The sequence below is a fragment of the Brevundimonas sp. AVps4 genome, from assembly GCF_058681525.1.
Genome location: NZ_CM178741.1, coordinates 1,606,203 through 1,629,981 on the forward strand (window position 1 = coordinate 1,606,203; position 23,779 = coordinate 1,629,981).

The 23,779-nt window shown below is 66.5% G+C and carries 16 protein-coding genes and 1 pseudogene; 8 read left to right on the forward strand and 9 right to left on the reverse strand.

From position 1 onward, the window contains the following. Positions 1–34 precede the first annotated feature (34 nt). On the reverse strand, positions 35–229 hold the full coding sequence (locus ACW178_RS07910) for a hypothetical protein (protein ID WP_184272789.1): 195 nt from the start codon (positions 227–229) through the stop codon (positions 35–37). Positions 230–562: 333 nt separating this feature from the next. On the opposite strand from ACW178_RS07910, the gene ACW178_RS07915 reads away from it, so the two are divergent. Then, positions 563–2,599, forward strand: a complete 2,037-nt coding sequence (locus ACW178_RS07915) for a ParB/RepB/Spo0J family partition protein (protein WP_287104355.1) — start codon at positions 563–565, stop codon at positions 2,597–2,599. Between the two features lie 155 nt (positions 2,600–2,754). On the opposite strand, the gene ACW178_RS07920 is transcribed toward ACW178_RS07915, so the two are convergent. Together ACW178_RS07920 and ACW178_RS07925 are read right to left on the reverse strand one after the other, a co-directional pair. After that, positions 2,755–4,194 (reverse strand): IS1182 family transposase, encoded by a 1,440-nt coding sequence (locus tag ACW178_RS07920; protein ID WP_287105140.1) that lies wholly within the window; start codon positions 4,192–4,194, stop codon positions 2,755–2,757. A gap of 177 nt (positions 4,195–4,371) precedes the next feature. Further along, a complete protein-coding gene (locus ACW178_RS07925; protein ID WP_492024449.1) occupies positions 4,372–4,926 on the reverse strand; it encodes a Swt1 family HEPN domain-containing protein in 555 nt (184 codons plus the stop codon). Between ACW178_RS07925 and ACW178_RS07930 the strand changes: the two genes are divergently transcribed. After that, a protein-coding gene (locus tag ACW178_RS07930; RefSeq protein WP_191559183.1) for an IS3 family transposase occupies positions 4,907–6,072 on the forward strand; the annotation gives its coding sequence in 2 pieces (ribosomal slippage) (positions 4,907–5,165 and positions 5,165–6,072; 1,167 coding nt in all). The genes ACW178_RS07925 and ACW178_RS07930 overlap by 20 nt on opposite strands. Positions 6,073–6,225: 153 nt before the next feature. Continuing rightward, positions 6,226–6,705 (forward strand): annotated as a pseudogene (locus ACW178_RS07935) (dienelactone hydrolase family protein); the annotation flags it as partial. Here the strand turns inward: ACW178_RS07935 and ACW178_RS07940 are convergent. Together ACW178_RS07940 and ACW178_RS07945 are read right to left on the reverse strand one after the other, a co-directional pair. Continuing rightward, entirely contained in the window at positions 6,691–9,309 is a 2,619-nt protein-coding gene (locus tag ACW178_RS07940) for a M14 family metallopeptidase (protein WP_492024450.1), read from the reverse strand. The pseudogene ACW178_RS07935 and the gene ACW178_RS07940 sit on opposite strands and share 15 nt — an antisense overlap. Before the next feature lie 627 nt (positions 9,310–9,936). Beyond that, positions 9,937–11,238: an MFS transporter gene (locus tag ACW178_RS07945; RefSeq protein WP_191558028.1), complete on the reverse strand. Its 1,302-nt coding sequence runs from the start codon at positions 11,236–11,238 to the stop codon at positions 9,937–9,939. Between the two features lie 68 nt (positions 11,239–11,306). Here ACW178_RS07945 and ACW178_RS07950 point away from each other — a divergent pair, with 68 nt between their 5' ends. Further along, positions 11,307–11,549: a TonB-dependent receptor plug domain-containing protein gene (locus ACW178_RS07950; RefSeq protein WP_152949854.1), complete on the forward strand. Its 243-nt coding sequence runs from the start codon at positions 11,307–11,309 to the stop codon at positions 11,547–11,549. Here ACW178_RS07950 and ACW178_RS07955 read toward each other — a convergent pair. Beyond that, the gene (locus ACW178_RS07955) at positions 11,531–13,105 is read right to left on the reverse strand and encodes a sodium/sugar symporter (protein WP_191558029.1); all 1,575 of its coding nucleotides are present in this window, start codon (positions 13,103–13,105) and stop codon (positions 11,531–11,533) included. The two genes, ACW178_RS07950 and ACW178_RS07955, sit on opposite strands and share 19 nt — an antisense overlap. A gap of 422 nt (positions 13,106–13,527) precedes the next feature. On the opposite strand from ACW178_RS07955, the gene ACW178_RS07960 reads away from it, so the two are divergent. The 4 genes from ACW178_RS07960 to ACW178_RS07975 all read left to right on the forward strand — a co-directional run bounded on the left by ACW178_RS07960 (position 13,528) and on the right by ACW178_RS07975 (position 19,103). Next, positions 13,528–16,470: a TonB-dependent receptor gene (locus ACW178_RS07960; protein ID WP_492024451.1), complete on the forward strand. Its 2,943-nt coding sequence runs from the start codon at positions 13,528–13,530 to the stop codon at positions 16,468–16,470. Positions 16,471–16,534: 64 nt separating this feature from the next. After that, a complete protein-coding gene (locus ACW178_RS07965; protein ID WP_152949857.1) occupies positions 16,535–17,824 on the forward strand; it encodes a purple acid phosphatase family protein in 1,290 nt (429 codons plus the stop codon). Further along, positions 17,824–18,699 (forward strand): glycerophosphodiester phosphodiesterase family protein, encoded by an 876-nt coding sequence (locus ACW178_RS07970; protein WP_287105489.1) that lies wholly within the window; start codon positions 17,824–17,826, stop codon positions 18,697–18,699. The genes ACW178_RS07965 and ACW178_RS07970 overlap by 1 nt, the downstream gene beginning before the upstream one ends. A gap of 191 nt (positions 18,700–18,890) precedes the next feature. Beyond that, positions 18,891–19,103, forward strand: a complete 213-nt coding sequence (locus ACW178_RS07975) for a phospholipase domain-containing protein (RefSeq protein WP_287105487.1) — start codon at positions 18,891–18,893, stop codon at positions 19,101–19,103. Here ACW178_RS07975 and ACW178_RS07980 read toward each other — a convergent pair. The 3 genes from ACW178_RS07980 to ACW178_RS07990 all read right to left on the reverse strand — a co-directional run bounded on the left by ACW178_RS07980 (position 19,087) and on the right by ACW178_RS07990 (position 23,733). Further along, the gene (locus ACW178_RS07980) at positions 19,087–22,092 is read right to left on the reverse strand and encodes a TonB-dependent receptor (protein ID WP_492024452.1); all 3,006 of its coding nucleotides are present in this window, start codon (positions 22,090–22,092) and stop codon (positions 19,087–19,089) included. The two genes, ACW178_RS07975 and ACW178_RS07980, sit on opposite strands and share 17 nt — an antisense overlap. 157 nt (positions 22,093–22,249) lie before the next feature. Beyond that, positions 22,250–23,233: a FecR family protein gene (locus ACW178_RS07985; RefSeq protein ID WP_287105483.1), complete on the reverse strand. Its 984-nt coding sequence runs from the start codon at positions 23,231–23,233 to the stop codon at positions 22,250–22,252. Continuing rightward, complete coding sequence (locus ACW178_RS07990) at positions 23,230–23,733, reverse strand: sigma-70 family RNA polymerase sigma factor (RefSeq protein WP_287105481.1); 504 nt, start codon at positions 23,731–23,733, stop codon at positions 23,230–23,232. The genes ACW178_RS07985 and ACW178_RS07990 overlap by 4 nt, the downstream gene beginning before the upstream one ends. Positions 23,734–23,779 lie beyond the last annotated feature (46 nt).

Below are 23,779 nucleotides of genomic sequence, written 5' to 3' on the forward strand. Positions count from 1 at the left end.
TCGCCGTCAGCCCGTTCGCCGGACGGCGACGCTCTCAGGCCCGCTCCACCGCCACCCAGCGGCCGGCGCGCTTCTCGACCACGAAGCGGGCGCAAGCCTCGTCGAAGGGCGGCACGTCGCCGTCCCGGAACCAGATCCACGGGCGGGACCGGCTGCCGGGCCGCACGAAATAGGAGCGGCGGTCGCCGGCGGTCTGCCATTCGACAATGACGGTCTTGCGGTAGGGCATGGCAAGAACAAAAGCGGAACAGGAGGCAGGGTCAAGGTGGACTCCGCCTGGCTGGACGTCTCGTCCACAGGCGCACGCCGCCACGCCGCTCGGAAGCGCTAAGGGCTCCGCCCTCGCGCGGGCCAGGGTGAAGCGGCTCCGCCGCCGGACCGGCCGGTCTCCCCGGCCTTCCGCGCGGTCATGCTGTTCATGATCATCATCATCGGCTTGTGCAGCCCGGGCGATCCCCCTCCGGCCGGTCCGCCCTGGCCCTTGCTACCCCGGTCTCGCCGACGGGCAGGGTTTCAGGCGCGCAGTTCGCGTGCCTGCAACCCATGCCCAAAGGAGGCAGACATGACTGCTCAATCCATCGAAACCGTCGCGACGGAGGCGACCGCGCCGCAGCACGGCGCGGAACTGATCGTGCCGCTGAACCGGCTCAAGGCTTCGCCGAAAAATGCGAGGAAGACCCCGCACAACGCGGCGACCATCGAGGCCTTCGCGGCCTCCATCAGGGCCAAGGGGGTGTTGCAGCCGCCCGTGGTCGAGGTCGAGCGGGACGGGGAGGGCGTCCCGACCGGGAACTATCTCGTCACCATCGGGGAGGGGCGCCGTCAGGGGCTGCGGCTGCTGGCCAAGCGCAAGGCGATCAAGCGCACCCATCCGGTGCGGGTGATCGTGGACGCCGACAACGACGCCCACGAAATCAGTCTGGACGAGAACATGACCCGCGAGGCCATGCATCCCGCCGACCAGTTTGAGGCCTTCCAGCGGCTGGCCGTGGAGAAGGGCTACGGCCCCGAGGAAATCGGCGCCCGGTTCGGGGTGTCGGCCCACGTCGTGCGCCAGCGGCTGCGGCTCGGGTCGGCGGCGCCGGAGTTGATGGCGGCCTATCGGGACGGGACGCTGGCGCTCGACCAGTTGACGGCCTTCTGCGTCAGCGAGGACCGGGAGCGGCAACGGCAAGTGCTGGAGCAGGTCGGGCCGCACACCCCGGCCTACGCCATCCGCCGCGCCATGACCGAGGCCAAGGTCCGCGTCGATGACCGGCGGGTGCGCTTCGTCGGCGTCGAGGCCTATGAGGCCGAAGGCGGGGCGGTGCTGCGCGACCTCTTCACCGAGGACGGCGGCGGCTGGCTGGAGGACGTGGGGCTGCTGGACCGGCTGGTCGGCGACAAGCTGGCGGGGCTGGCCGAGGAGGCGCGCGAGCGCGAGGGCTGGAAATGGGCCGAGGCGGGTCTTGAGTATCCGGACCTCTCCGCGTTCGGACGGGTCTATCCGGTGGCGGTCAAGCGGTCGGCGGCGGACGCCGCCGTCATCGCGGCCCTGTCGGAGGAATACGACCGTCTGGTTTCGGAAACCGACGCGGCGGAGATGCTGCCGCCCGAGGTGGACGCCCGGCTGGAAGAGATCGACAAGGCCTTGCAGGCCTTCGGCCCGGACTTCGCCTACACGCCCGAGGCCAGGGCGCGGGCCGGGATCGTGGTCCTGCTGGGCCACGACGGTCTGGCCCGCTTCGAGCGCGGGCTGGTCAGGGCCGAGGACGCGGTGGCGGTCGCCGAACCGCCGCCGCCCTTCGAGGACGGAGCAGCTGAGGACGTCGGGACCGGGGCCGGGTCGGAGGCGGACCGGATCCGAGCCGAGCCGGAGGAGGCGGGCGCGGCCCTCTCGGACCGGCTGGTCATCGACCTGACGGCCCACAGAACCATGGGCCTGCGAGACGCGGTGCAGGCCGATGCGGGGGCGGCGCTGGCGACCGTGGTCCACGCCTTGGCCCTGCAGGTCTTCTATCCGACCTACGGCGTCTGGACGCCGCTGCAGCTTCGGATGACGGTCAGCGGACTGGAGCGGCTGGCGCCGGGGGTGGAGGACGGTCCCGCCGGTCGCCGGGTTCGCGACCGGTGCGAGGCGTGGGGCGCGCGCCTGCCCGAGCGGGCGGAAGACCTCTGGAGCGTGGTGACAGGTCTGGCGCCCTCGGAGCAGCTTGACCTGATGGCCTGCTGCGCCGGGGTCGGCCTCTACGCCGTGCGTGACCCGAACGACCGGCGGCCCGGCGCCTTGGCGCAGGCCGAGACGCTGGCGGCGGCGGTCGGCCTCGACATGACGGGGACGTGGTCGGCGACGGCGGCCAGCTACTTCGCCCGCGTGTCCAAGGCGCGGGTGCTGGACGCCGTGACCGAGGCCGTCAACGCCGAGGAGGCGGGCCGGATCGCCGGGTTCAAGAAGGCCGACATGGCCGAGGCGGCGGAGAGGCTGGTCGAGGGCAAGGGATGGCTGCCAGTTGTCCTGCGGACGGCCGTGGCCGGGGCGCCGGAGGAAGACGACGAGGGCGAGGCGGCCGAAGCCGTGACGCCGCCCGACGCCGACGCCTACGCGTTCGCGGCCGAATAGCCGCCGCGCCGGATTGAGGAAAAACTCGCCGCGCGCCCTTTGGGGGCGCGCGGCTTTTTCGTGAGTTCGAATGTCGGCACGTGACTGAGGCCGTGTAAAAACGTGCTGAGCGACGGCGGGGCGGAGGTTGAGACGAAGCGCAGGACGCCTCGTGCTCAGGCCCGGATCGCCTCCATCAACGGCCTGGTTCCCATCACCGCCATCACCCGCTTCATATTGTAGGCCAGGATGTGGAGGCTGATCTCGGTCTTCACGTTGGGCAACCGCTTCATCAGGAAGTGGGAGTGGCCCATCCAGGCCTTAATGGTGCCGAACGGGTGTTCGACCAGGCTTCGCCGTTCACGCATGGCTCTGGGCCTCAGGTCCATTCGGGTTTGAAGGGCATCGATCACCGCTTCATGCTCCCACCGCGTGACCTTTCGTTCGACCGCAGGCGTGCACTGAGCCTTGATGCTACAGCCTGTGCAACTGGCCCGATCCCAGTACCGATGCAGCGTCATGCCTCTTTCGACGACGGTCATGTGGTACGGAAGCAGGGAGCCGGCCGGGCAACGGTAGACGTCTTGATCTGGCAGATAGACGAAGTCCTGCTTGCCGAAGCGCCCATTCGCCTTTGCGCCTGACGTCAGCGTCTTTGGCACGAAGGGCGTCGCGCCCAGGGCCTCACAGGCCAGGATTTCTTCGCCGGAGAAGTAGCCCCGGTCCGCCAGCACATCGAGCCTCTCCACGCCCATGGCCTCCTTGGCCTGACCCGCCATGTTCGCCAGCTGTTGCTTGTCCGAGCCGGTCATCACCACCTCGTGGGCGACGATCAGGTGATGCTCGCCCTCGACGGCGGATTGGACGTTGTAGCCGACGATGCCACTCCCCCGGCCTGACGTCGCCATGGCGCGGGCGTCGGGATCGGTCAGGGACACCTGGCCGTCCGGCGACGCCTCGACCTCAGCCTCCATGACCTTCAGCATCGCCATCTGGGCGCGAAGGCGATCGATCTTCTCGACCAGCCTCACCGACCGTGCCTCCACGCCATCCCCCTCGTGCCGATCGGCCGTATCGAGGTCCTCGAGGTAGCTGGCGATGTGCTCGGCAACCTGCTCGATCCGCCGCTTCACCTTGTAGGCGGTGAAGTTCTTGTCGCGGGTGTTCACCGCCTTGAACTTCGAACCGTCGATGGCGACGAGGGCCGATCCGAACAGGCCCAACTGTCGGCACAGCACCACGAACTGCGCACAGGCCGCCTGGATCGCAGGGCCATTCTCGCGGCGGAAGTCGGCGATGGTCTTGTGGTCCGGCGCCAGCCGCCCCGTTAGCCACATCAGTTCGACGTTGCGCTGCGCCTCACGCTCCAGTCGCCGGCTCGACTGCACCTTGTTCAGGTAGCCGTAGACGTAGAGCTTCAGCAGCATGGCCGGGTGGTAAGCGGGCCGTCCCGTCGCTGCGGGCGTCATCCCCTCAAACCCCAGCCCCTTCAGATCCAGCTCGTCGACGAAGACATCGACCACCCGGACCGGATTATCCTCGGCCACATAGTCATCAAGACACTCGGGAAGCAGCGTCTGCTGCCGGCGATCTGCACCCTGAACGAAGCGGCTCATACCCACCTCCTGCTGACCTCAGAAGGCTAAGCTAATTCGCTCCATACCAAGACGTTTTTACACAGCCTCGACTCTTAGCGGTCATTTGCCAGGTCCCCTTCGGGGGGACGCGCTCAGGATCTTCCGCTTGTCCCGGCGGCTACCGTCCTCGGCGAGCCGAATGTGCCTTACCGTTAGTTACTGGCCTCGGATCGCCTTCAGGACACGCTTCGTCTCGACCAGCAGAAGCAGTTCGTCGTCCCTGGTGATGAGACGGGCGTGCATCGTCGTAATGCGGACAGGGAACAGGCGCTGGAAGGATTCCCGCACATCCTCTGCGCGGCCGAACACCGGCTTGAACACCGCCCGCCAGTTGTCCTTACGTTCGATGATCGCTCGATAGTCGGTGAAATCCGCATAGTCGATTAGCGGTTGCTCGGGATATCCGGCTTTCACTGCTTTATCTCGCTTGTCGATCCAAGCGTCGAGCATGTTGGCGGGGAGTTGCCGCTTCATCCAATCGTCGCCAAAAGCGGCCTGCATCACACGCTCGATGAAGCGACGGAGCGCGACTTCGAAGCGTTGCAGTTGATCGAACGCCTCCTTGGCACGGACGAAGCCATCCTCCTGCTCGTCGGGGCTCTCGGTCGTCTCTGGTTCCCGCAGACCAGTGAGGCGCCCCCTTCCTGATCCCTCGTTTTGAGTGAGAGTCCGTTTCATCAAGGAGACGGACGTGAAGAAGAGCAGGTTCAACGAAGCGCAGATCATAGGCGTGCTGCGCGAGCAGGAGGCCGGAAGCCCGACGGCGGAGGTATGCCGAAGGCACGGGATCAGCGAGCAGACCTTCTATCGGTGGAAGGCGAAGTACAGCGGCATGAGCGTGTCGGACGCCACGAAGCTGAAGGCGCTGGAAGACGAGAACCGGCGGCTGAAGAAGCTGCTGGCGGAGTCGATGCTGGACGTGTCGGCGCTGAAGGATCTTCTGGGAAAAAACTGATCGGGCCTGCAGCGCGCAGAGCGGCCGTGCTTCGTCTGATGGCGGAGCGCGGCTTCTCCCAGAAGCGCGCCTGCGGGCTGGTTCAGATCGATCCGAAGACGGTGCGTCGCGAGCCTGAACAGGGCGATGTGGAGGTGCGCGAGCGCCTGCGCAGCCTGGCGGCTGAGCGCCGCCGGTTCGGCTACCGGCGCTTGGGCATTCTGTTGCAACGGGAGGGCCTCAGCATGAACAAGAAGCGGCTGTTCCGGCTCTATCGGGAGGAAGGCTTGGCGGTGCGACGGCGACGGGGCCGCAAGCGGGCCACCGGAACCCGTGCGCCCATGGCCCTGCCGGACGGCCCAAACCAGCGCTGGTCGCTGGACTTCGTGGCCGACAGTCTGTCGTGGGGCCGACGCTTCCGCATCCTGTGCATCGTGGACGACTTCACGCGCGAGGCCCTGGCTCTGGTGGTCGACACCTCGATCGGCGGCTCACGCATGGCGCGCGAGTTGGACCGGCTGATCGCCCGACGCGGGCGTCCGGCCATGATCGTCAGCGACAACGGGACCGAGATGACCAGCCGGGCCATCCTGGAATGGACCAACCGCACCGGCGTGGCCTGGCATTACATCGCGCCGGGCAAGCCGCAGCAGAATGGCTTCGTCGAAAGCTTCAACGGCAGGCTCCGCGACGAGTGTCTGAACGAGGAGGTCTTCGCCACCCTGGCCGAGGCCCGCGCCGTCATCGAGCGCTGGCGCATCGACTACAACCACGTCAGGCCGCACTCGGCGCACGGGGGACTGACCCCGGAGGCGGTGCGCCTGAACCCCGCGGCCGTTCGGCTGCGCAACTTGATCAGCTCCGCCGCACGGCCGCTCCCGTCGGCGAAGCAGATCGGCTATCAACCCCCTGGACTCTCATAATGATCGAGGGACCAGAGGGGGGCGCCTCACTATCTGTTCCGGCCGGAGGGACCAACGCCCGAATCCGGCGCGCCGGCGGTCGTCCTGCTGCACGGCAGGGGCGGGGTCTATTCGTCCCTGGCCGGCGGGGTCTATGAGGCGAGAACCCTGACGCTGCGACTCAAATTCTGGGCCGAGTACTGGACCGACCGGGGGTACTACGCCCTTGTCGTCGACAGTTTCGGGCCGCGAGGCTATCCGACCGGTTTCGCGGCCGGGACCTACAGTTCGCGACCGCCAGAGATCAACGAAGTGACGATCCGCCCCCTGGACGCCTATGGCGCGCTGCGGTTCCTGCGCAGCCTGGAGGGGGTGGCGGATGACCGGATCGGCCTGATGGGCTTCTCCAACGGCGCCAGCACTGTCCTTTCGGCCTTGGCTGACGACAAGCCCGGCGACATGCGGCGGATCGGCTTCCGGGCGGGTCTCGCCCTCTATCCGGGCTGCGGCCTCCAGGGACGGTTCCGGCGGGAGTACAAGACCTATGCGCCGGTCGAGGTCTTCATGGGAACGGCCGACCAGGAGGTGTCGCCCGAAAGCTGCCGGACCCTGGTTGATCGCGCTCAAGCGGCGGGCGCTTCAGTGAACCTGACCCTCTATCCGGATGCGGCCCACGGATTCGACGATCCCAGCCGCTGTCGCCGGGCCGTAGAACAGGGCGTTGAACAACAGCCGCACCGAGGCCCGGGCCTGCGCGCGATTGATCACGTCCGGCCCCAGGATGATCAGCCGGCCCTGCCCCATAGGCGCATCGACCACGGCGGCGGCGCCGGCCAGTTTCTCGGGCCCTATGGCCCAGCCGCTCGACACCACAGGGGTCGCGGGATAGCGGGCGGCGATCCGGGCGCCGTCGCGCACGGTGAAGGCCGCGTTCTCGTCGAAGAAGACATCCAGTCGCGCCGGCAGGCCGTAGGCCAGGGGCTCGGCCGGATCGACGTCCATCGCCAGCAAGGCGCCGGGGATGAAGAAGTCGGTGGAGGGCAGGGGCCTGTCCGCGTTCGAGAGCACGTCCTCGATCGGCGCCCCCAGGGCCAGGGCCAGTTTATGGGCCGATCCTGCGGTCACGATCGTGCCCCCGGCCTCAGCGAAGCGGGTCAGTTGCGGCAGGGTCTTCTCTCGCGTCACGGCGCCCAGCCAGGACCGATAGGCTTCGGGAATCGTCTCGGGATCCGGCTGTCCGCGCCCGCTCCCGTTGGGGAAGTCGCCGGGCAGCAGATCAGGCGCGAACACCAGGACGTCGAAATCCTTGTTCAGGTCACCTGCGTCGAGACGCTGGGGGTAAACGACCTCGAAGGGGAACTCGAACTGCTCCAGCAGCCAACGGGTCCAGCCTGCGGACATGGAGCCGCCGTAGCGATCCACCAGACCGATCCGCACCGGCTTCAGCGCCATGGCGTCGCCCGCCGGCGCGCGCGACACCGCTTCGGCGTTCAGGCCCAGCTCGGCGACCGCCTGTTCGACCAGGACGCGCGACGTCTCGCTTTCCGGAATCCACAGGGCGCCGGGCGCCAGGGTGCGCGCGCCGAGACGAACCTCGGTCTTCTGCCAGAACACCGGCTGCCCCGCCTTCAGCAGACGGTTGCTCAGGATGAAGCTGTTGATCGCTGCATGATCGACGACGAAGCCCGCGTCGCCCCGTCCGCGAATCTTACCGGCGGGCACGGCGATCAGGTCCGGCACGCGCTCCAGCGGCGCCTCGAACGGATCGAGAATCCGGTCGAACCTCACCCCCATCTGCAGCGCCAGCGTATAGCCGGTCGCGTCATAGGGCAGGACGGGGGGACCGTCGGGATATCGCAGGTCGTGCGGATGATCCTGCGGTTCGAACATGTCCAGCACATGCGGCCGATAGGCCTGGTTCGTCCGCACGATGAAGGATCCCGCCGGATAGGAGGTTCCGGCGATGGAGAAGGCGCGGGTCGCGCAATCCACGTCCACGCCGGTCTTGATCAGGCTGTTGAGGAAGGCGATCGCCGTCGGCAGATCGGCCTGGTCTGCCGGGATGACATAGGCGCGCGGATCGCGCAGCGCCGGATCACGCAGCACCTTGTCGTAAAGGGCGGGATCGGCGGTGCGGCCGGTCTGGCCCGCAGCCGCCTTCAGGGCGTCGATCCGCGACGGCGTGACGCGCCAGGTGTCGGTCTCGCCCCGCGCGATGGCGTTCGCCCCCATACGCCAGATGTTGAACAACAGCCGGTCGCGATTGCGCGAGGCATAGTCCAGCACCGCCCGATTGATCGACAGCGAATAGTCGATCGACTGCCGGAACCGCCAGGTCTGCGGCGCGATCGGGGCCGGCAGATCGTTCCGCGGCAACTGGTTGTCCGGAACCAGGGCGATGCGGCTCGGCGTCGGGTGCCCGGTGATCTCCGTCAACAGGCCGATGGCGTTATGAAAATAGGTGATCGACCGCTCCATCCCGTTGTTCCAGGTCGAATAGGGGGCGCCGCTGCGCATGGTCGCGCCGGGCTTTCCCTCGGCGACCAGCCGGTTGTGCATGGCGGCGGCGACTTCCGACAGGGTGGTCATCGCCAAGGGGTCGTAGTTGTAGTTGAAGGGATCCCGGAACGGCGGCATGAACACGACCGTCCCGGCCGGCGCCGGCTGATGGTGGTTGTAGACGATCTGAGGGAACCACTCCCGGAACAGCATCCGGTTGACGTTGGTCGTCTCCGTCATCGCCGACAGATAATAGTCGCGATTGTTGTCGTGGCCGACGTAGGCCTGATAGAGGCGCGGCAGGCTGGCAAACTCCCGCTTCTCCGGGTCCTCCTCCCGCATGTACCAGTCCGCCACCAGATCCCAGCCGTCCGGATTCAGTGGCGCGAACAGGATGATGACGTCGTCCAGCACCCGCAGGGCCTCGGGATCCTGAGCCGTCACCCATTCATGGACGGCGGCGATCAGGGCCTGGGGCGGCACGGTCTCGGTCGCATGCAGGCCGCCGTCGATCCAGACCACGGCCTTGCCCTCGGCCGCCAGGGCGCGCGCCTCGGCTTCGTCCACGCCTTCGGCCTTGGCCAGACGGCGGGCGATGTCGCGATAATGATCCAGGCGGGCGATGTTCGCCGGAGACGAGACGGCGGCCACATACTGCGTCCGCCCCTCGGTCGTCTTGCCGACCTCCATCAGCTTCATGCGGTCGGACTGGGCGGCGAGCGTGTGGAGATAGGCTTCGAACTGCCGATAGTTGATCAACTGATAATCGTCGCCGACGTCATGTCCAAACGCCGCATTCGGGGAGGTGATATGGTCCGTGTGAGCGGCTGCTGGTCCCCCAAGCAGCGCGCTCGCGATTACAATCGCCGCCAAAATTCGGTTTAACATCTTCTATCTCCGTTCCCGTCCATTGATTTGGACGCACGGCGACCCGGGTTTCCTCCAACATGGCAACGCAGGCGCTCTAGGAAACGCATCGCACAAACGGGACCATGTCGCGGAGCTTGTCTCCTGGCAGGGCCGTCGGGTTTTCTAGATCCACGGTCGGCAATCGCACTCCTTTGGTTGGAACCCGCAGACGCTAGCTCGCTTGGGTGATCGACGCCATCGGTGGTGTTCACGACGCCGCCATAAGAGTGGCCCACCAGAATAACGTCGCCCTATTCCGGTCCTGCGCGAGGTCGATGGAACCTCCTTGGTCGCTACGCCCGACCACGAGCCGGCCGCCATGATCGCCTATGTGGAGGGACTTGGGCGCCGGCCGGCCGTCAAGCCGACGGCGCCCGACTGAGCCTTTGATCTGTGTCAGGCCGGCTGTCGGATCCGCGCCCTCGCTTTCTCATATGATCGGCCAGATCGCGACATCAGATGGGATGTCGACGCTGTTCAGGATGTGCGAGGTGGTGATGCGCCCATGGTTTCGGAAGCCAGCGTGTCGCCCGTTTCGCGAGGCGCAGCCCGTCGCGCCAGAATGATCATTCCTATCGACGTCAGGACGGGGCCGGCGGCCATGAACCCGCGCAAACCCTCCGGGGTCACGCCCGGATGAATTGCGGCGGCGACGATCAGCACGCCCAGCGCCAGGGTGATTTTCGCCAGGGCGCTGAAGATGGCGAAGGCGAGGCCCTGACGGTGGGCCGGAAGGCGGGACGCCCAGTCGCTGAAGCTGGCCCATTTCGCCATGCCCAGCCCGCCGTTGCCCAGGCCGAACAGCCAAGCGCCGGCGATGAAGGCGATCGGCGCGTCGAACGGCGCCAGGAGGAAGACCACGGCCCCGGCGGCCTGGAGCAGAGCCGAAACCGTGAAAAGGGCGATGCGGCGGGACGGAGGAAAGATCATGAGCCAGAGCGGTTGGCCGCAGCAGACGCCTGCGGCGGCGGCGATGATGAGGGCGCCGCCCGTCGTCGATGACGCGAAGGCGCGGGTCGCGAAGTAAGGCTCCAACTTCTGAAACAGAGAAGGGCCCAACATCATCAGGACCATCATGGCGAACAGGGGCCATAGGGCCGCCAAGCCGAGGCCCGATCTCTTCAACGGAGACTGCACGTGAAGGTCGGCTGTATCCGTTGGGCCCCTGAGGCGCCGGTTCAACAAGATCGCCGTCGTGATGGCGATCAGGGCCGCGATCAGCGCCAGGGCGATGAGCATGACGCCGCCGCCGCCGCGCCGCTCAGCAGCGATCAAGGGACCGACCACCACGGCCACGCTCAGATTGCCCAGGCCGCTGGCGAAGATGCGCGTGACCGCGACACGCGACCGCGCCTCAACCTCTGCGGTCGCATTGGCCATCAGGGAGTTTTGAGAGACGTCATAGACGGCGAAGGCGAGGCGAAACAGGACGCCCGTCGTCAGGGCCCAGCCGACGCGCATCGGAAAGGGAAGCAGGGCGGTTGCGACCACCCCCACCAAGGCGACGCCGCTAAAGATCGCGCCGAGGGATTGCAGGCCAGCTGCGCGCCTCATGCCCGCCGACCGGCGAAACAGAATCCGCCCAGCCTGAAGGTCGAAGATCGCGCTGATAAGAAAACCGATCGCCAAGACGCCGGCCATATGGGCGGGCGTCAGACCTGCAACCTCGGTCAGAAAGAAGGCGAACAGAACCTCTCCGCCGTACCAGAACAGACTCTTTCCGTAGTGAGCTGCACCATAGACGGCGGTTGTGGACCACCGGTCACGCCTGCCCAGCACCGAAACGCCCCCCGTCTCCCGGAAGCTTTTCTGACGCGTCCTAGAGGCTTTCACCTTAGCAGCCGCTTGTGACGGTCTCGCAACTGGGGCGCTGGGCGTCGCCGCAGCCAATCTGGGCGGTTTGGGCAGGCAATACCTTAGTCCTGGTCAATGGACGAGGCATCGCCGGCGCGGCCGGGATCAAAGACGGTTTCGCAAACCTGAGCGGTATTCCGCTGAGCGCCGCGGAGCGCGCGGATATCACCCAGGCGGGTTCCTCGGCCGTTTACGGATCAGACGCCCGTCGCTCACCTCACCACCAGATCGAATAGACGAGGATCAGGAAGGCGATGACGCCGAGCCCGGCGAGGTTGAAGCCGAGCGAGGTCTTGTAGCTGATCTTGTCCAGCTTGATCTTCATGGCGTCGGGCTTGGCCGGCGCCAGCAGCGATACGACCACCGCCGCGATCAGCGAGACGATGAAGACGACGCCGACGCGGTTCATGAAGGGGAAGATGAACTGACCCGTCTCCTGCAGCCACCAGAAGACGGCCGACAGAACCACCGAGCCGATGGCGGCGGTCAGGGCGCCGGCTTCGGACGCGCGCTTCCAGAACAGGCCCAGCATGAAGATGACGACGATGCCCGGCGTGAAGAAGCCCGTGAACTCCTGGATGAACTGGAAGGCCTGGTCGAAGCCGCCCAGCAGGGGACGGGCGGTCAGGATGCCGATGATCACGGCGGCGACGGCGGCGATGCGGCCGACCGTGACCAGTTGATGCTCGGGCACGTCCTTCTTGATCTTGGCGTAGAGGTCCAGGGTGAAGATGGTCGAGATCGAATTCACCTTGGACGCCAGCGAGGCGATGATGGCGGCGATCAGGGCGGCGAAGACCAGACCCTTCAGACCGACCGGCAGCAGGTTCATCATTGACGGATAGGCCTGGTCCGGCGCCGACAGGTTCGGGGCCAGCACCAGGGCGGCCATGCCGGGCAGGACCACGATCACCGGCATAAGCAGCTTCAGATAGGCGGCGAAGGCGATGCCCTTCTGGGCTTCGGGCAGGGACTTGGCGGCCAGGGCGCGCTGGATGATGTACTGGTTGAAGCCCCAGTAGCTGATGTTCATGATCCACAGCCCGCCCAGCAGGACGGCGATCCCCGGCAACTCCTGATAGTGAGGATTATCCGGCGACAGGATCATGTCGAACTTGTCGGGGAACTCGGTCAGCAGGGTGTTGAAGCCGGCCAGCGCGCCGCCCGCGCCGCCGATGGTCGACAGGGCGATGAAGCCGATGATCAGGCCGCCGCAGACCAGCAGGGCCACCTGGACGATGTCGGTCAGGGCCACGGCCTTCAGACCGCCCCACAGCTGATAGGCCAGGGCGAAGACGCCGATGGCGACGATGGCGTAGTCCTGGTTGAAGCCGGTGACGGTGTGGACGGCGATGGCGCCCAGCCACAGGATCGAGGTCACGTTCACGAAGACGTAGAGCAGCAGCCAGAAGACGGCCATCACGTTTCGGATCGTCGGCCCGTACCGCTGCTGCAGGAACTGCGGCATGGTGACGATCTCGTTGCGCAGGAAGATCGGCAGGAAGAATTTGCCGACGATCAGCAGGGTGAGCGCCGCCATCCATTCATAGGAGGCGATGCCCAGGCCGATCACATAGCCGGACCCGCTCATGCCGATGATCTGTTCGGCCGAGATGTTGGCCGCAATCAGCGAGGCGCCGATAGCCCACCACGGCAGGCTCTTGGAGGCCATGAAATAGTCGGTGGAGGTCTTCTGCTCGCCGCCCTTGCTGCGAGAAACCCACTGGGCCAGGCCGAAGATGAAGACCGCGTAGATCGCCAGGATCGCCAGATCGACGCTTGCGAGCGACATAGTGTATCCCCCCGTTCGGCCCATTCATTCGAGCTCGAACCGGAGCCTAGGTTAGGCCCCTGAACGCCGCAACGATTTTAATAGATGCGGCTGGACGTGCTGGAGCCGCTGTCCTTGGGGGGAGGCGGCGATGACCCGCTCGCAGATGTCGGCCGCCCGCGTCCTGCACGCGGCCTCTGGCCTGATGTTCTACGCTCCCTTGGAAGAGATTCCCGAGGACGAGCGTGATGCGACGCAGCGGTGGTCCGGCTCCGCTCAGGCGGTCGCCAAGTCGATAAGGCGTGGGCGGCGCCATCCAGGATTGCCCGTTCGGTAAGGATCGGCGACGTAGAGATGAAATGTTGATGACGCCTGTCAGCTTGGTCTGATCGCTCCGTCTCTCTGTCGTCTGCGCCTTCGGCAGACCTCGGGGGATCACACCAATGAACATCAAATCGCGCTATCTGGCGGCGGCGGGAAGCCTGGCCCTGGTCGCGGCCTTCCCGCAATGGGCGGTCGCCCAATCGCAGTCGCAATCGCAGTCGCAGTCGCAGTCACGGTCCGCCTCGACCGAGGCGGAGGAGGTCGCGCAGCCCAATCCGGCCGTCCTGGATGACGTCGTCGTCACCGGCTATCTGCAAGGCCTGCGTCGCTCGATCGACGAGAAACGCAAGAATGACATGATCTCGGACAGCGTCAGCGCCGACGACATGGGCAAGCTGCCGTCGTCGAACCTGACCGAAGCCGCATCGCGCATTCCCGGCGTCTCGGCCGTTCGCAACCACTTCACCGGCGAGGGCGACCGGGTCGTGATCCGGGGCATGGCGACCGAGTACAACGCCTATGCCGTCAACGGCGTCCGCATGGGCGGCACGGGGTCGCCGAACGACAACTTCTTCCGTGGCGTTCGGCTCAGCTTCCTGCCGACTTCGGGCGTGGACGCCATCACCGTCTATAAGAGCCTGCTCCCCTACATGGACGGCGACGCCATCGGCGGGACGATCGACATCAAGACGCCGACGGCCTTCGACTACGCTCCGACCTATGCGGCCGGTTCGATCGAGGGAACCCTGCTGCAACAGCGCGAAGACCGAACCTCATGGGCGGCTGACGTCGCCTTCGGCAAGCAGTTTTCGGATCGGCTTGGCCTCTATGTGACCGGCAACTACTCCGAGCGCGGTTCGCAGTTCGAGCAGATCGGCAACTCGGGGGACAACATGCCCCGCACCTGGTACAGCACGACCGCGAGCCTGGATTTCGATCCCAAGACCTTCGTGTCGCGGGGTCTGGAGATGTCGACCGGCGACACGGATGTGACCCGCTGGGGGTTCAACGGCTCGCTGGACTACCGCGGCGACAACCACAGCTTCCACCTGCGTGGTCAGTACAATGAATATGAGGAAACGCAGTTCAGGAACCGTCTGAACTTCCGCAACGAAGGCGGCACCAAGGTCTCGGCCCGTCTGGAGCAGATGGACAGGACGCGAGGCGACCTGGTTCAGCCCGCTGACGCCGTCGTCGGCTACGACCCCAAGCTGGGGGCGATCTACAACTACACCCCCGCCCAGATCGTGGACCGCGACAAGGACGGAAAGATCACCGACGCCGACAAGGGCGCCGCCGGCTTCTACAGCCTGAACGGCGCCTCGGGCGCCTGGGACCCCAAGGGCTTCCGTCTGCGCCGCTATTGGGAAGGCGGCACGACGGAGGGCGTGCTGCAACTGATCAACCTGGGTGGCGAAAGCCGGTTCGGCGCCTTCACCCTGGACTATGACGCCTCCCATTCGGAGTCGGAAGACAACATCATCGACAGCTACGACATGTATTTCGGCCGCAACGCCTATCTGTGGAAAGGCAACGAGGGCGTCGAGATCGTCAGCCAGGATGATCCGCAGTATCTGAAATGGGTGCTGAACCCCGCCGGCATGGCCGCCGTTCAGGATCTGAAGGAATACACCGCCTCCGGCCTGAGCGGCGAATACGGCGGCGCCAAGGAGACCTTGAATCAGGCCCAGTTCAACCTGCGCTACGAACCCGCCGGGTCCTGGCTGCAAGAGGTGCGGGTCGGCGCCAAATACTACAAGTCCGAGCGTGAACGCCGTCAGGGCACGCTGATCGATCTGGCGCCCACGGGAACCATGGCTGACTATTCGGCCCTGTTCGGCGAACCGGTCACGGACATGTTCGACGGCCGCTACACCGGCCTCTACCAACTCGGCGCCGTGATCGACACGGACAAGATGATGGCCGAGATCGATCGCGCCAAGGCAGGGAACTCCACCCTGCTGGCCCTGAAAGAGACGGAGTCGCTCGATTACGCCTCCACCTGGTTCTACGACGAACAGGTGGTGTCGGCCTATGTGATGGGCACGGCTCGCTTCGGCGCCGCCGAGATCATCGCCGGGGTTCGAATGGAGGACACCGACAACGAAATCCGCGCCTGGACGGAAGATCCGGTGCGGGGCGAAGACTACGCCCTGGACAACACCGGCTTCACCAACTGGCTGCCGTCGGTGCATCTGAACTATGATCTGACGCCCAGCGCCAAGCTGCGGGCGGCGATCTGGACCAGCGTGTCGCGCCCGGACATCAACCGGATGACCTCGGTCAAGGAATACAGCTACGACCAAGATCCCGACGGCGACGGCAAGACCAATCCGACCACGGAGTGGGTCCTGACCGGCATCGTGCAGGGCAATCCCGGACTGAAGCCGATGACCTCGATCAACTATGATCTGTCGGCGGAGTATTACAACGGCCGGACCGGCGCCTATTCGGTGGCCCTGTTCTACAAGGATCTGGACAAGTTCCTGTACCGGTCGTCCTCATCGGTCATCCGCGACGGCACCCTGGGCGAGTTCGACGATCCGTCGGGCATCTCCGTCTCCATGCCGATGAACGGCCGCAAGGCCGAAATCCACGGCGTCGAGATCAATGCGCGCCAGCAGCTGCATTGGCTGCCGGCGCCGTTCGACGGCCTGGGCGTGGCCCTGAACGCCACCATTCAGCGTTCGTCGGCCGAGACCGGCCTGTCCTGGCACCCCCAAGGCTACACCTTGCCGTTCATGGAGACGCCCGACCACATCGTGAACCTGGAACTGTTCTGGGAACGCAACGGCTGGGAGGCCTATGTCGCCTATAACTATCAAGACAAGTCGCTCGAAGACATCGAGGACTTCGGCAATGACCCCTATGAGCAGGACTACCACTTTGTGGACCTGATGATGCGGCGTCAGATCACGCCGAACCTGACGGCGACCTTCAAGGTGCAGAACCTGCTGGACAGTTACACCTACTACTACACCTTCGGGTCCGGAAAGGGCGGCGTTCGCGACTATATCGAGAACGGCCGCTATCTGAGCCTGAACCTGAACTGGCGTCTCTGACGGCGCCCGGCCGCTCGCGGAAGACACCGCGAGCGGCCTCTTCTTCTCCGACCGAGGTATTCCCATGCGCCTGTCCTTGCGTCTCGCCGCAGCCCTGTCTTGCAGCGTCCTGGCCTTCGCCGTCGTCCCGGTCGCCCAGGCTGAGAGCCTGCCCGAACGGGTCATTGTCAACCTGACCGAAACGCCGGCCACCAGCCTGGCCTTCAACTGGCGCGCCGAAGCCGGGGGCGGGGAGGGGTTTATCGAATATGCGCCCCTGACGCCCGGACCGGCCTATCCTCAGACTGCGGTGCGGATCGCGGCGAAACGCACCGCCGCCGCCTTCACGACCCGCGATCAGGAGCAGGTTTCCGCCGACTACTACAGCGTCCAGCTGACCGGCCTGACGCCGGACACCCAATATGTCTATCGCGTCGGCCGCGAGGGCGCTTGGTCGGCGTGGCGTCAGGTCAGAACCGCCGCCGCCGAGGCCCGCCCCTTCACCTTCCTCTATGTGGGCGACGTCCAGAACGACATCCGCTCGATGGGCGGCCTGGCCGTGCGTCGCGCCCTGCGTCAGACGCCGGACGCGGCCTTCATGCTGTTCGCCGGCGACCTGATCAATCGGGCTGACAATGACGGGGAATGGGGCCAGTGGTTCGACATGGACCCGCATCGGCTGGCGGAGACCCCGTCGCTGATGACGCCTGGCAATCATGAATATATGAAGCCCGAAGGCGCGGAGGCGCAGCAGCTGGCGCCCCAGTGGCGGCTTCAGTTCAACCTGCCGGACAACGGCCCCTCCGAATGGCTCAGCGAAACCGTCTATCGCGTCGATTATCAGGGGGTGCGCGTCATCTCGCTGGACGCCGACATGATGGATGAAGACCCTCAGTCGGCACGTGATCAACTGGCCTGGCTCGAGGGTCAGTTGACGGACAATCCGGCGCGCTGGACCGTCATCCTGATGCACTATCCGCTCTATTCGACGGCTAGGGGCCGAGACGGCGCCGAGTTGCGGGCGGTGCTTCAACCCGTGCTGGATCGCCATCACGTCGATCTGGTCCTGGCCGGTCACGACCACACCTATGGACGCGGGCGGCCGCACGATCAGGGCCCGGTCTATATGGTCTCCAACATCGGGCCCAAACAGTATCCGCTGGGCGACATCGACTGGCCAGTCCGCAAGGGCAGCGGGATTCAGGTGTTCCAGCAGATCGAGGCGACGCCGGATCGGCTGACGGTGCGGGCCTTCACTATGGACGGTCTGCTGTACGACGCCTTCCAGCTCGACAAGACCGGCCAGGGCGCGGCGCGCCTGACCGACCTTAAGCCTGCGACCCCGGAGCTGATCCTGCGACGGGAGGACCGGTGATGCGCCGGCGCGTCGGTCTGGTCGGGCTGATCGCGATCGCGGGGCTGGCGGCGGCGCCGGCCCTGGCCGATCCGGTCTGTGGAGAGACTGCGGCCATGTCGCGTCTTCAGACCGACCTGGCCCAGCCGCGCGGCGTCTTGCTGATCGCGGCTCACCGGGCGGGGCATCTGGATGCGCCGGAGAACTCTTTGGCCGCCGTCGATGAAGCGGTGCGCGAGGGCGCCGACATCGTCGAACTGGACGTCAAGGTCTCGGCCGACGGCGTGCCCTTTCTCATGCATGATCGGACGGTGACGCGGACCACCGGCGGCGTCGGCGAGGCGGAAAGCCTCACCCATGGCCAACTGCGGGATCTGCGATTGGCGAACAGCGCCGAACCGCCGCCGACCCTGGTTGAGGCTCTCCGCAGGACGTGCGGTCGGGTGCTGGTCGATCTGGATATGAAGACGGATCGCGTCGCGGCCGTGGTGGCGGTGGTGGAAGGATTGGGGATGACCGACCAGGTCGTCTTCTTCGACTCGGACGGAGAGGTGCTGCGGGCGGTGCGACGGCTCCTACCCCGCGCGCACGTCATGCCGCGCGTCGACCGTCCTGACGGTTTAGGGGCCGCGCTCGCGGGACTTGCGGATGTGGCGATCGTGCATGGCGATCCCGACTCCCTGACCCCGGACCTTCGGCGCGGCGTGCGCGGCCTGCCGGCGAGGATCTGGGTCAACAGCCTGGGCGAGGTGGATCACGCCGTGGCGAGTGGCGCGCCGGATGTCTGCGCTCGTCTGGCGGGGCTGCTGGGGCTGGACGCCAACGTCATCCAGACCGACCGACCGCGCGCATTGCGGCGCGTCGTGGCCGACTGCGGGCTTTCGGCGCGTCCGTGATGGAGGTCCTGCCGTCATGGGGGGACTGGAGGCGCGACGCCCCGGATTCGTCCCGCGTGCGGTCGGGCGGCTTTGGCCGGTCCAGCACAGGCCCCACCCCCGATCCGGCCGGTCGACGGTTCAGGGCGGCGCAGGCGTCGGTGCAAGTGAGGACGCCCCGCCGGGGGTGGGGACTGATACTCGAGATCGTGTTGGGCGAGGACGCCTGGTTCTGCATCAGCGACGAGACGGGCCTGTATCCCACCCGCCGCCACAGGGTCAGCGCCGGCGCGCCCTTGCGCCTTCGCCTTCCGGTTCGGGCGGACGGCGGCTACGACCTGACCGTCTCCCGCCTGGGCGGTGACTTCAGGGAGCGATTTTCGGGGCGGCTGACGTCGAAAGAGCGGGTCAGAAGCTGCGGCTGATCGCCAAGGTCACTGTCGGCCCAGTACGGATGTATTCGCGCAGATCCTCCGGTCCCGAACCGAAGGTGTACCAATAGGTATGACTGTTCAGCAGATTGCGGACCTGGATCGAAGCGAAGCCGTCTGCGCCCCACCGCCGCCGAAGACTGACGTCCACAAAGCTGTAGGGCTGTTCGTACGGGTCGTTGGCGAAACTATCCATGCCTTCCAGGAAGCCCGACTGGCGGTTCCAGCCGGCCGCCGCCTCCCATCCGCCGCCTTGCCAGAACAGTTCGACGCTCGCCAGAGTCTCGGGCGTCTCGGTGAAGGGGAGGCGATCGCCGCGGCGCCAGCTGATGTTGGCGTCGGCGCGGCTGACCTGCCAGGTCAGATTGGCCGAGACGCCCAGGCCGTCCAGCGGCGCGGGCGCCCAGTCCAGGTTGTGACGGATCGCCAGTTCCATTCCGCTGATCCGCGCCTTGCGCCCGTTGGCGTAGGCCCGCACAGGCGCGCCGTTCTCCTCCCCCCGCTCTATCAGCCCGCCGTCGCGGATCGAGCTGGTGGAGGCCCGATAGAGGAAGTTGCGGATATCCTTGTGAAACAGGGCGGCTGACCAGGCCGTCGATCGACCATAGCGTTCCAGCGACAGATCATAGCCGACCGCCTCCATGGGTTTCAGATCCGGATTGCCCTGGCGGATTTCCTGAAGGGTCCAGTCGGTCTTGGGATTGGTCTTGCCGTCGTGGTCGGGGTCCTGGTCATAGACATACTGCCGCGCCGTCGTCATTCGGGCGATGTCGGGCCGGGCGAAACTGGTCCAGACCGCAGCCCGCAACACCCTGTCGCCGTCAAGGGCGCGCCGCAGATGCAGCGACGGCAGCACATTGGTGAAACTGTTGCGGCGATGGTCGCGGCCGTCGCCGCGAAGCGCGTCCAAGATGGGATAGCTGACGTCGGATCGGGTGTGTTCGATCCGGACGCCGCCCGTGATCTGGGTCTCGTCCCATCGGGCGGCGGCCATGACATAGGCGGCGGCGTCCTGTTCCTTCAGCCGAAAGCGTTCTGTGCTGGTCTGAGCCTTGAACTTGGGATCAATGGTGAAATAGGCGCTGTCCCCGCGATAGGCCCGGTCGATCTCGGCCGCCATCCGCCGATTGTCCAGGACGACGCCCAGGCGGTGGTCGCCGACATAGCGGCCGTCGAACAGGTCGGTGACCGGCGTACCGAACAAGCCGTCCAGGTCGGCCAGGGTTTCCGGTCCGATCAGGTCGGGCCGGGCGGCGCCCGAGTTGCGGCGGCTGGAGCGCATGTATCGCCCCCCGACTTGCATCGACTCCAGCCAGCCGCTGCTCGGCGTATAGGTCAGATCGAACTGCGCCTGGCCCAGGGTTTCGGACGTGCGCTCCCACTCCTCGCCCAGATGTCTGAAATCAAAGGCGGCGGGGTCCTGAACCGCAGCCATGCCTGCGGGGTTGAGCCCCCACAGGCGAAAGCGCGGGTCGCCCGTCTCGATCACCTGCATCCCGCGATTGCCCAGCCATTCGACCGCGTCCGTCCGGAACTCCAGAAGCGCGCCGTCGTCCAAATCGTCCCTGGACCGCGACAGCGACAGGTCGTAGGCGATCCGCCAGGGACCGCCCCATCGCCGTCCGCCCAGGGTCAGGGAGGACAGGAGGCCGGATTCGCGGGTCGATTCCCAGAACCGTCTCAATCGGAACCCCATAGGATCCCACACGCCCGAAGCGCCGGCCAGGCTGTAAACGGAGCGGACCTTGCGGTCGGCGTCGGTGATCCGTCCGTCTCCGTCCACATCCTTCACGTCTGCGGTCGAATAGCCGTAGATGCGCCCCAGGCTGGGATCAGACCCAACCACCATGGCGTCCGGCTGAGCCAGACCGGTTCTTCGGCTGTCCACCTGGACCAGCCGCTCGGTCCCCGCCAGGCCGTCGTTGCGGAAGTTCAAACGGTTTCGATACTCCTCGCCCTCATAGCGGTTGTACTGAAGCCGCAGGTGAAGATCCTGCTGTGCGCCGCGCCAGTCCAGGCTTCCGTTCAGACCCAGGCGACGCACCTGGGTCTCGCCGACCGCCAACTCCATGCCCCTCATGACGAACTGGTCGAAATCCCAGCCGGTCGAATAGACGGTGTCGAACCAGACCGGCGGCAGGTCGTCGCTGTCGCCGCCGACCATCTCAAACTGCGAGCGGGCGTCGCTCCAGTTGGCGGCGACGAACAGACCCAGCCGATCGCCGAACCGATGCGAAATCGCCAGGGCCGCCTTGCCCGATTTCGGTCGGTCGAACCGGGTCAGCCAGCCTTGCTCGACCGACAGCCGCACATGGTCGTGGTCGGTGTCGAAGGCTGTGGGGGTCTGGATGTCGATCAGCCCGCCTAGGGCGTCGCCGTCCAGATCGGGCGTCAAGGTCTTGCGCACGATCAGGTTCTGGATTCCCTCGGGCGGCAGATAGCTGAGACGGACGCCGCGATAGAATTTGTCCGCCCGCGACCCGGCGCCGCCCAAACGTACGCCGTTGATCCGATAGGCGTTCCATTCGGTGGACATGCCCCGAACCGTCAACCGGTCGCCCTCGCCGGTCTGATGGTTGCGGACGGCGTTGACGCCAGGCAGGCGCGCAAGACTTTCCGCCAGATTGTTGGTCGGCAGCAGGCCTTCATCATCGGCGCTGACCACATCGCTGACGCCGTCATAGGCGCGTTTGATCGCCAGGGCGTCGTCGATCGCGCCCTTGCGTCCCAGGACCACCACCTCTTCGAGCTCGGCCGCAGGCTGGGGCTGGGGCTGAGGTTGCGGCTGGGCGCGCTCGACGATCAGGGTCCGGCCCACGATCCGGCCCCGCAGATCGGGGTGGGCGGCCAGCAGCCGGTTCAGGGCGGTCCAGGCGGTGGTTCGGGCCTGTACCCCCGGCGTGCGGCGGCCCCCCACCAGATCGGCGTCCGCCAGCACCGCCAGACCCGATTGGCGCGACAGCGCCCGAAGAGCCTCGGCCATGGGGCCGCTGGATATCTGAAATCTATGGGCTGTTCGGTCAGGTGTGGACTGAAGGTCCCGAGCTTCAGCCTGTGCCGGCAGAAGTCCCGCCGCAAGCCACAGGCTCGTCGCCGCTACGGCGCTCCACAGCCTTGCACGGCCCGCCCCCATGCCTGGCTCACCGCTCGATCAGCAGACGGCCGGAGGCATCCCTGCGAAGGGTCAGGCCCTGCATGTCCGCGATGGTGGTCAGGACGTCCTGAGGCTCAGAGGCGGCGAACCGCCCGCTGATCCGGCGGCGGCTCAAGGCGGGATCGGCCAACTCGGCCTTCAGCCCCGGCGATCGGCGCTTCAACTCGATCAGCAGGTCGGCCAGGCTCATATTGTCCGCGTCGATCCATCCCTCGGTCCAGTCCGGCGTCGTCACATCGGCGTCCAGCCGCTGGATCGGCCCGGCGGCGCCGTCGCTCAGCAATCGGCGGCCGGCGGTCAGAACCTGACGGCGCTCGGGATGGTTCAGTGGAACCACCTCGACCCGACCTTCCAGAACCGTGACCTCCACCGCGCCGCCGCTGCGTTCATCGACGTTGAAGCGCGTGCCCAAGGCCGTGATGCGGTGGGTCGCCGTAAGGACGGAAAACGGACGTCTGGCGTCCTTGGCCACTGAGAAGAAGCCTTCGCCGCTGAGCCAGACGTCGCGCCGTTCCGGTCCGAAGGCCGTGCGGACGCGGCTGTCGCCGTTGAGCTGGATCAGAGAGCCGTCCTCCAGCGCCGCCTGAAGACTTTGCCCCGCTACGCCCTCCAGCCTTTGTTCGACGACGACGGGCGCGGACGGCCACATCAGCACGGCCAGCGCCGCGCAGGCCGCCGCCGCTAAGCCGCCAACCCAAAGCCGTGAAGACCAGCGGTGGAACGACCGAGGCGCAGGAGGGAGGCCGACGCGCCCAGAACGTCCGGCTTCGGCCGCCAATCTCGCACTGACCGCGGCAAGGGCGGGATCGGTCAGCAGGCGCTCCTGGGCGTCCAACAGGCGCGCGCGGTCCGGGGCCTCCGCAAGCCAGGCGCGCAGCGCCTGGTCAGCCGCTGCGTCCATCTCGCCGCAGCGGCGCCGGTCCGCCCACAGGGCGGCTTGTTCTTCCGGGGTGGGCGCAGACGGCCTCATCGGGTGCGCTCCATGTCCACCGCGCGGCGGACCTCGACGGCCGCGCGGCTGAAGTGTTTCTGGGCCGCCTCGACTGAAATGTTCAGCCGTGTGGCGATCTCAGCGTAGCTGAGATCGGCGGACTGTCTCAGCACAAAGACTTCGCGCCTCAGCCGCGGCATGCGCTGAAGCGCACGGGTGAAAAGGTCCGCTCTCTGCTTCATGTCGAGAACCTCGAATGGAGAGGGGGCGTCCGACGCCGCCGCCTCGTCGATCGCCTCGCCGGCCGACGGAGAGGCGAGGCGCCTGCGATCACTCAGCAGGTTCAGGGCCACCCGGAAGGCGTAGGCCACCGGATCCTTCAGCGGCGCAGTCTGAGATCGCGCCAGGACGCGGGCGTAGGCCTCCTGACTGATGTCGTCGGCGTCCTCATCATTGTGGACGCGGCTGCGGACGAAGGCGCGCAGACGCACGGCGTTTTTGGCCAGCAGTCGTCCCGCACCCAGATCCTGAACCGACATCCCACCTCCGCGGGCCCACCCGTTGGGCCGCGCTTTTACGGCTCAA

Coding starts and splice junctions, on each gene's coding strand:
- ACW178_RS07965 (WP_152949857.1), top strand. CDS start 16,535: ATGCGCCTGTCCTTGCGTCTCGCCGCAGCCCTGTCTTGCAGCGTCCTG.
- ACW178_RS07915 (WP_287104355.1), top strand. CDS start 563: ATGACTGCTCAATCCATCGAAACCGTCGCGACGGAGGCGACCGCGCCG.
- ACW178_RS07960 (WP_492024451.1), top strand. CDS start 13,528: ATGAACATCAAATCGCGCTATCTGGCGGCGGCGGGAAGCCTGGCCCTG.
- ACW178_RS07955 (WP_191558029.1), bottom strand. CDS start 13,105: ATGTCGCTCGCAAGCGTCGATCTGGCGATCCTGGCGATCTACGCGGTC.
- ACW178_RS07920 (WP_287105140.1), bottom strand. CDS start 4,194: ATGAGCCGCTTCGTTCAGGGTGCAGATCGCCGGCAGCAGACGCTGCTT.
- ACW178_RS07985 (WP_287105483.1), bottom strand. CDS start 23,233: ATGAGGCCGTCTGCGCCCACCCCGGAAGAACAAGCCGCCCTGTGGGCG.
- ACW178_RS07970 (WP_287105489.1), top strand. CDS start 17,824: ATGCGCCGGCGCGTCGGTCTGGTCGGGCTGATCGCGATCGCGGGGCTG.
- ACW178_RS07910 (WP_184272789.1), bottom strand. CDS start 229: ATGCCCTACCGCAAGACCGTCATTGTCGAATGGCAGACCGCCGGCGAC.
- ACW178_RS07990 (WP_287105481.1), bottom strand. CDS start 23,733: ATGTCGGTTCAGGATCTGGGTGCGGGACGACTGCTGGCCAAAAACGCC.
- ACW178_RS07980 (WP_492024452.1), bottom strand. CDS start 22,092: ATGGCCGAGGCTCTTCGGGCGCTGTCGCGCCAATCGGGTCTGGCGGTG.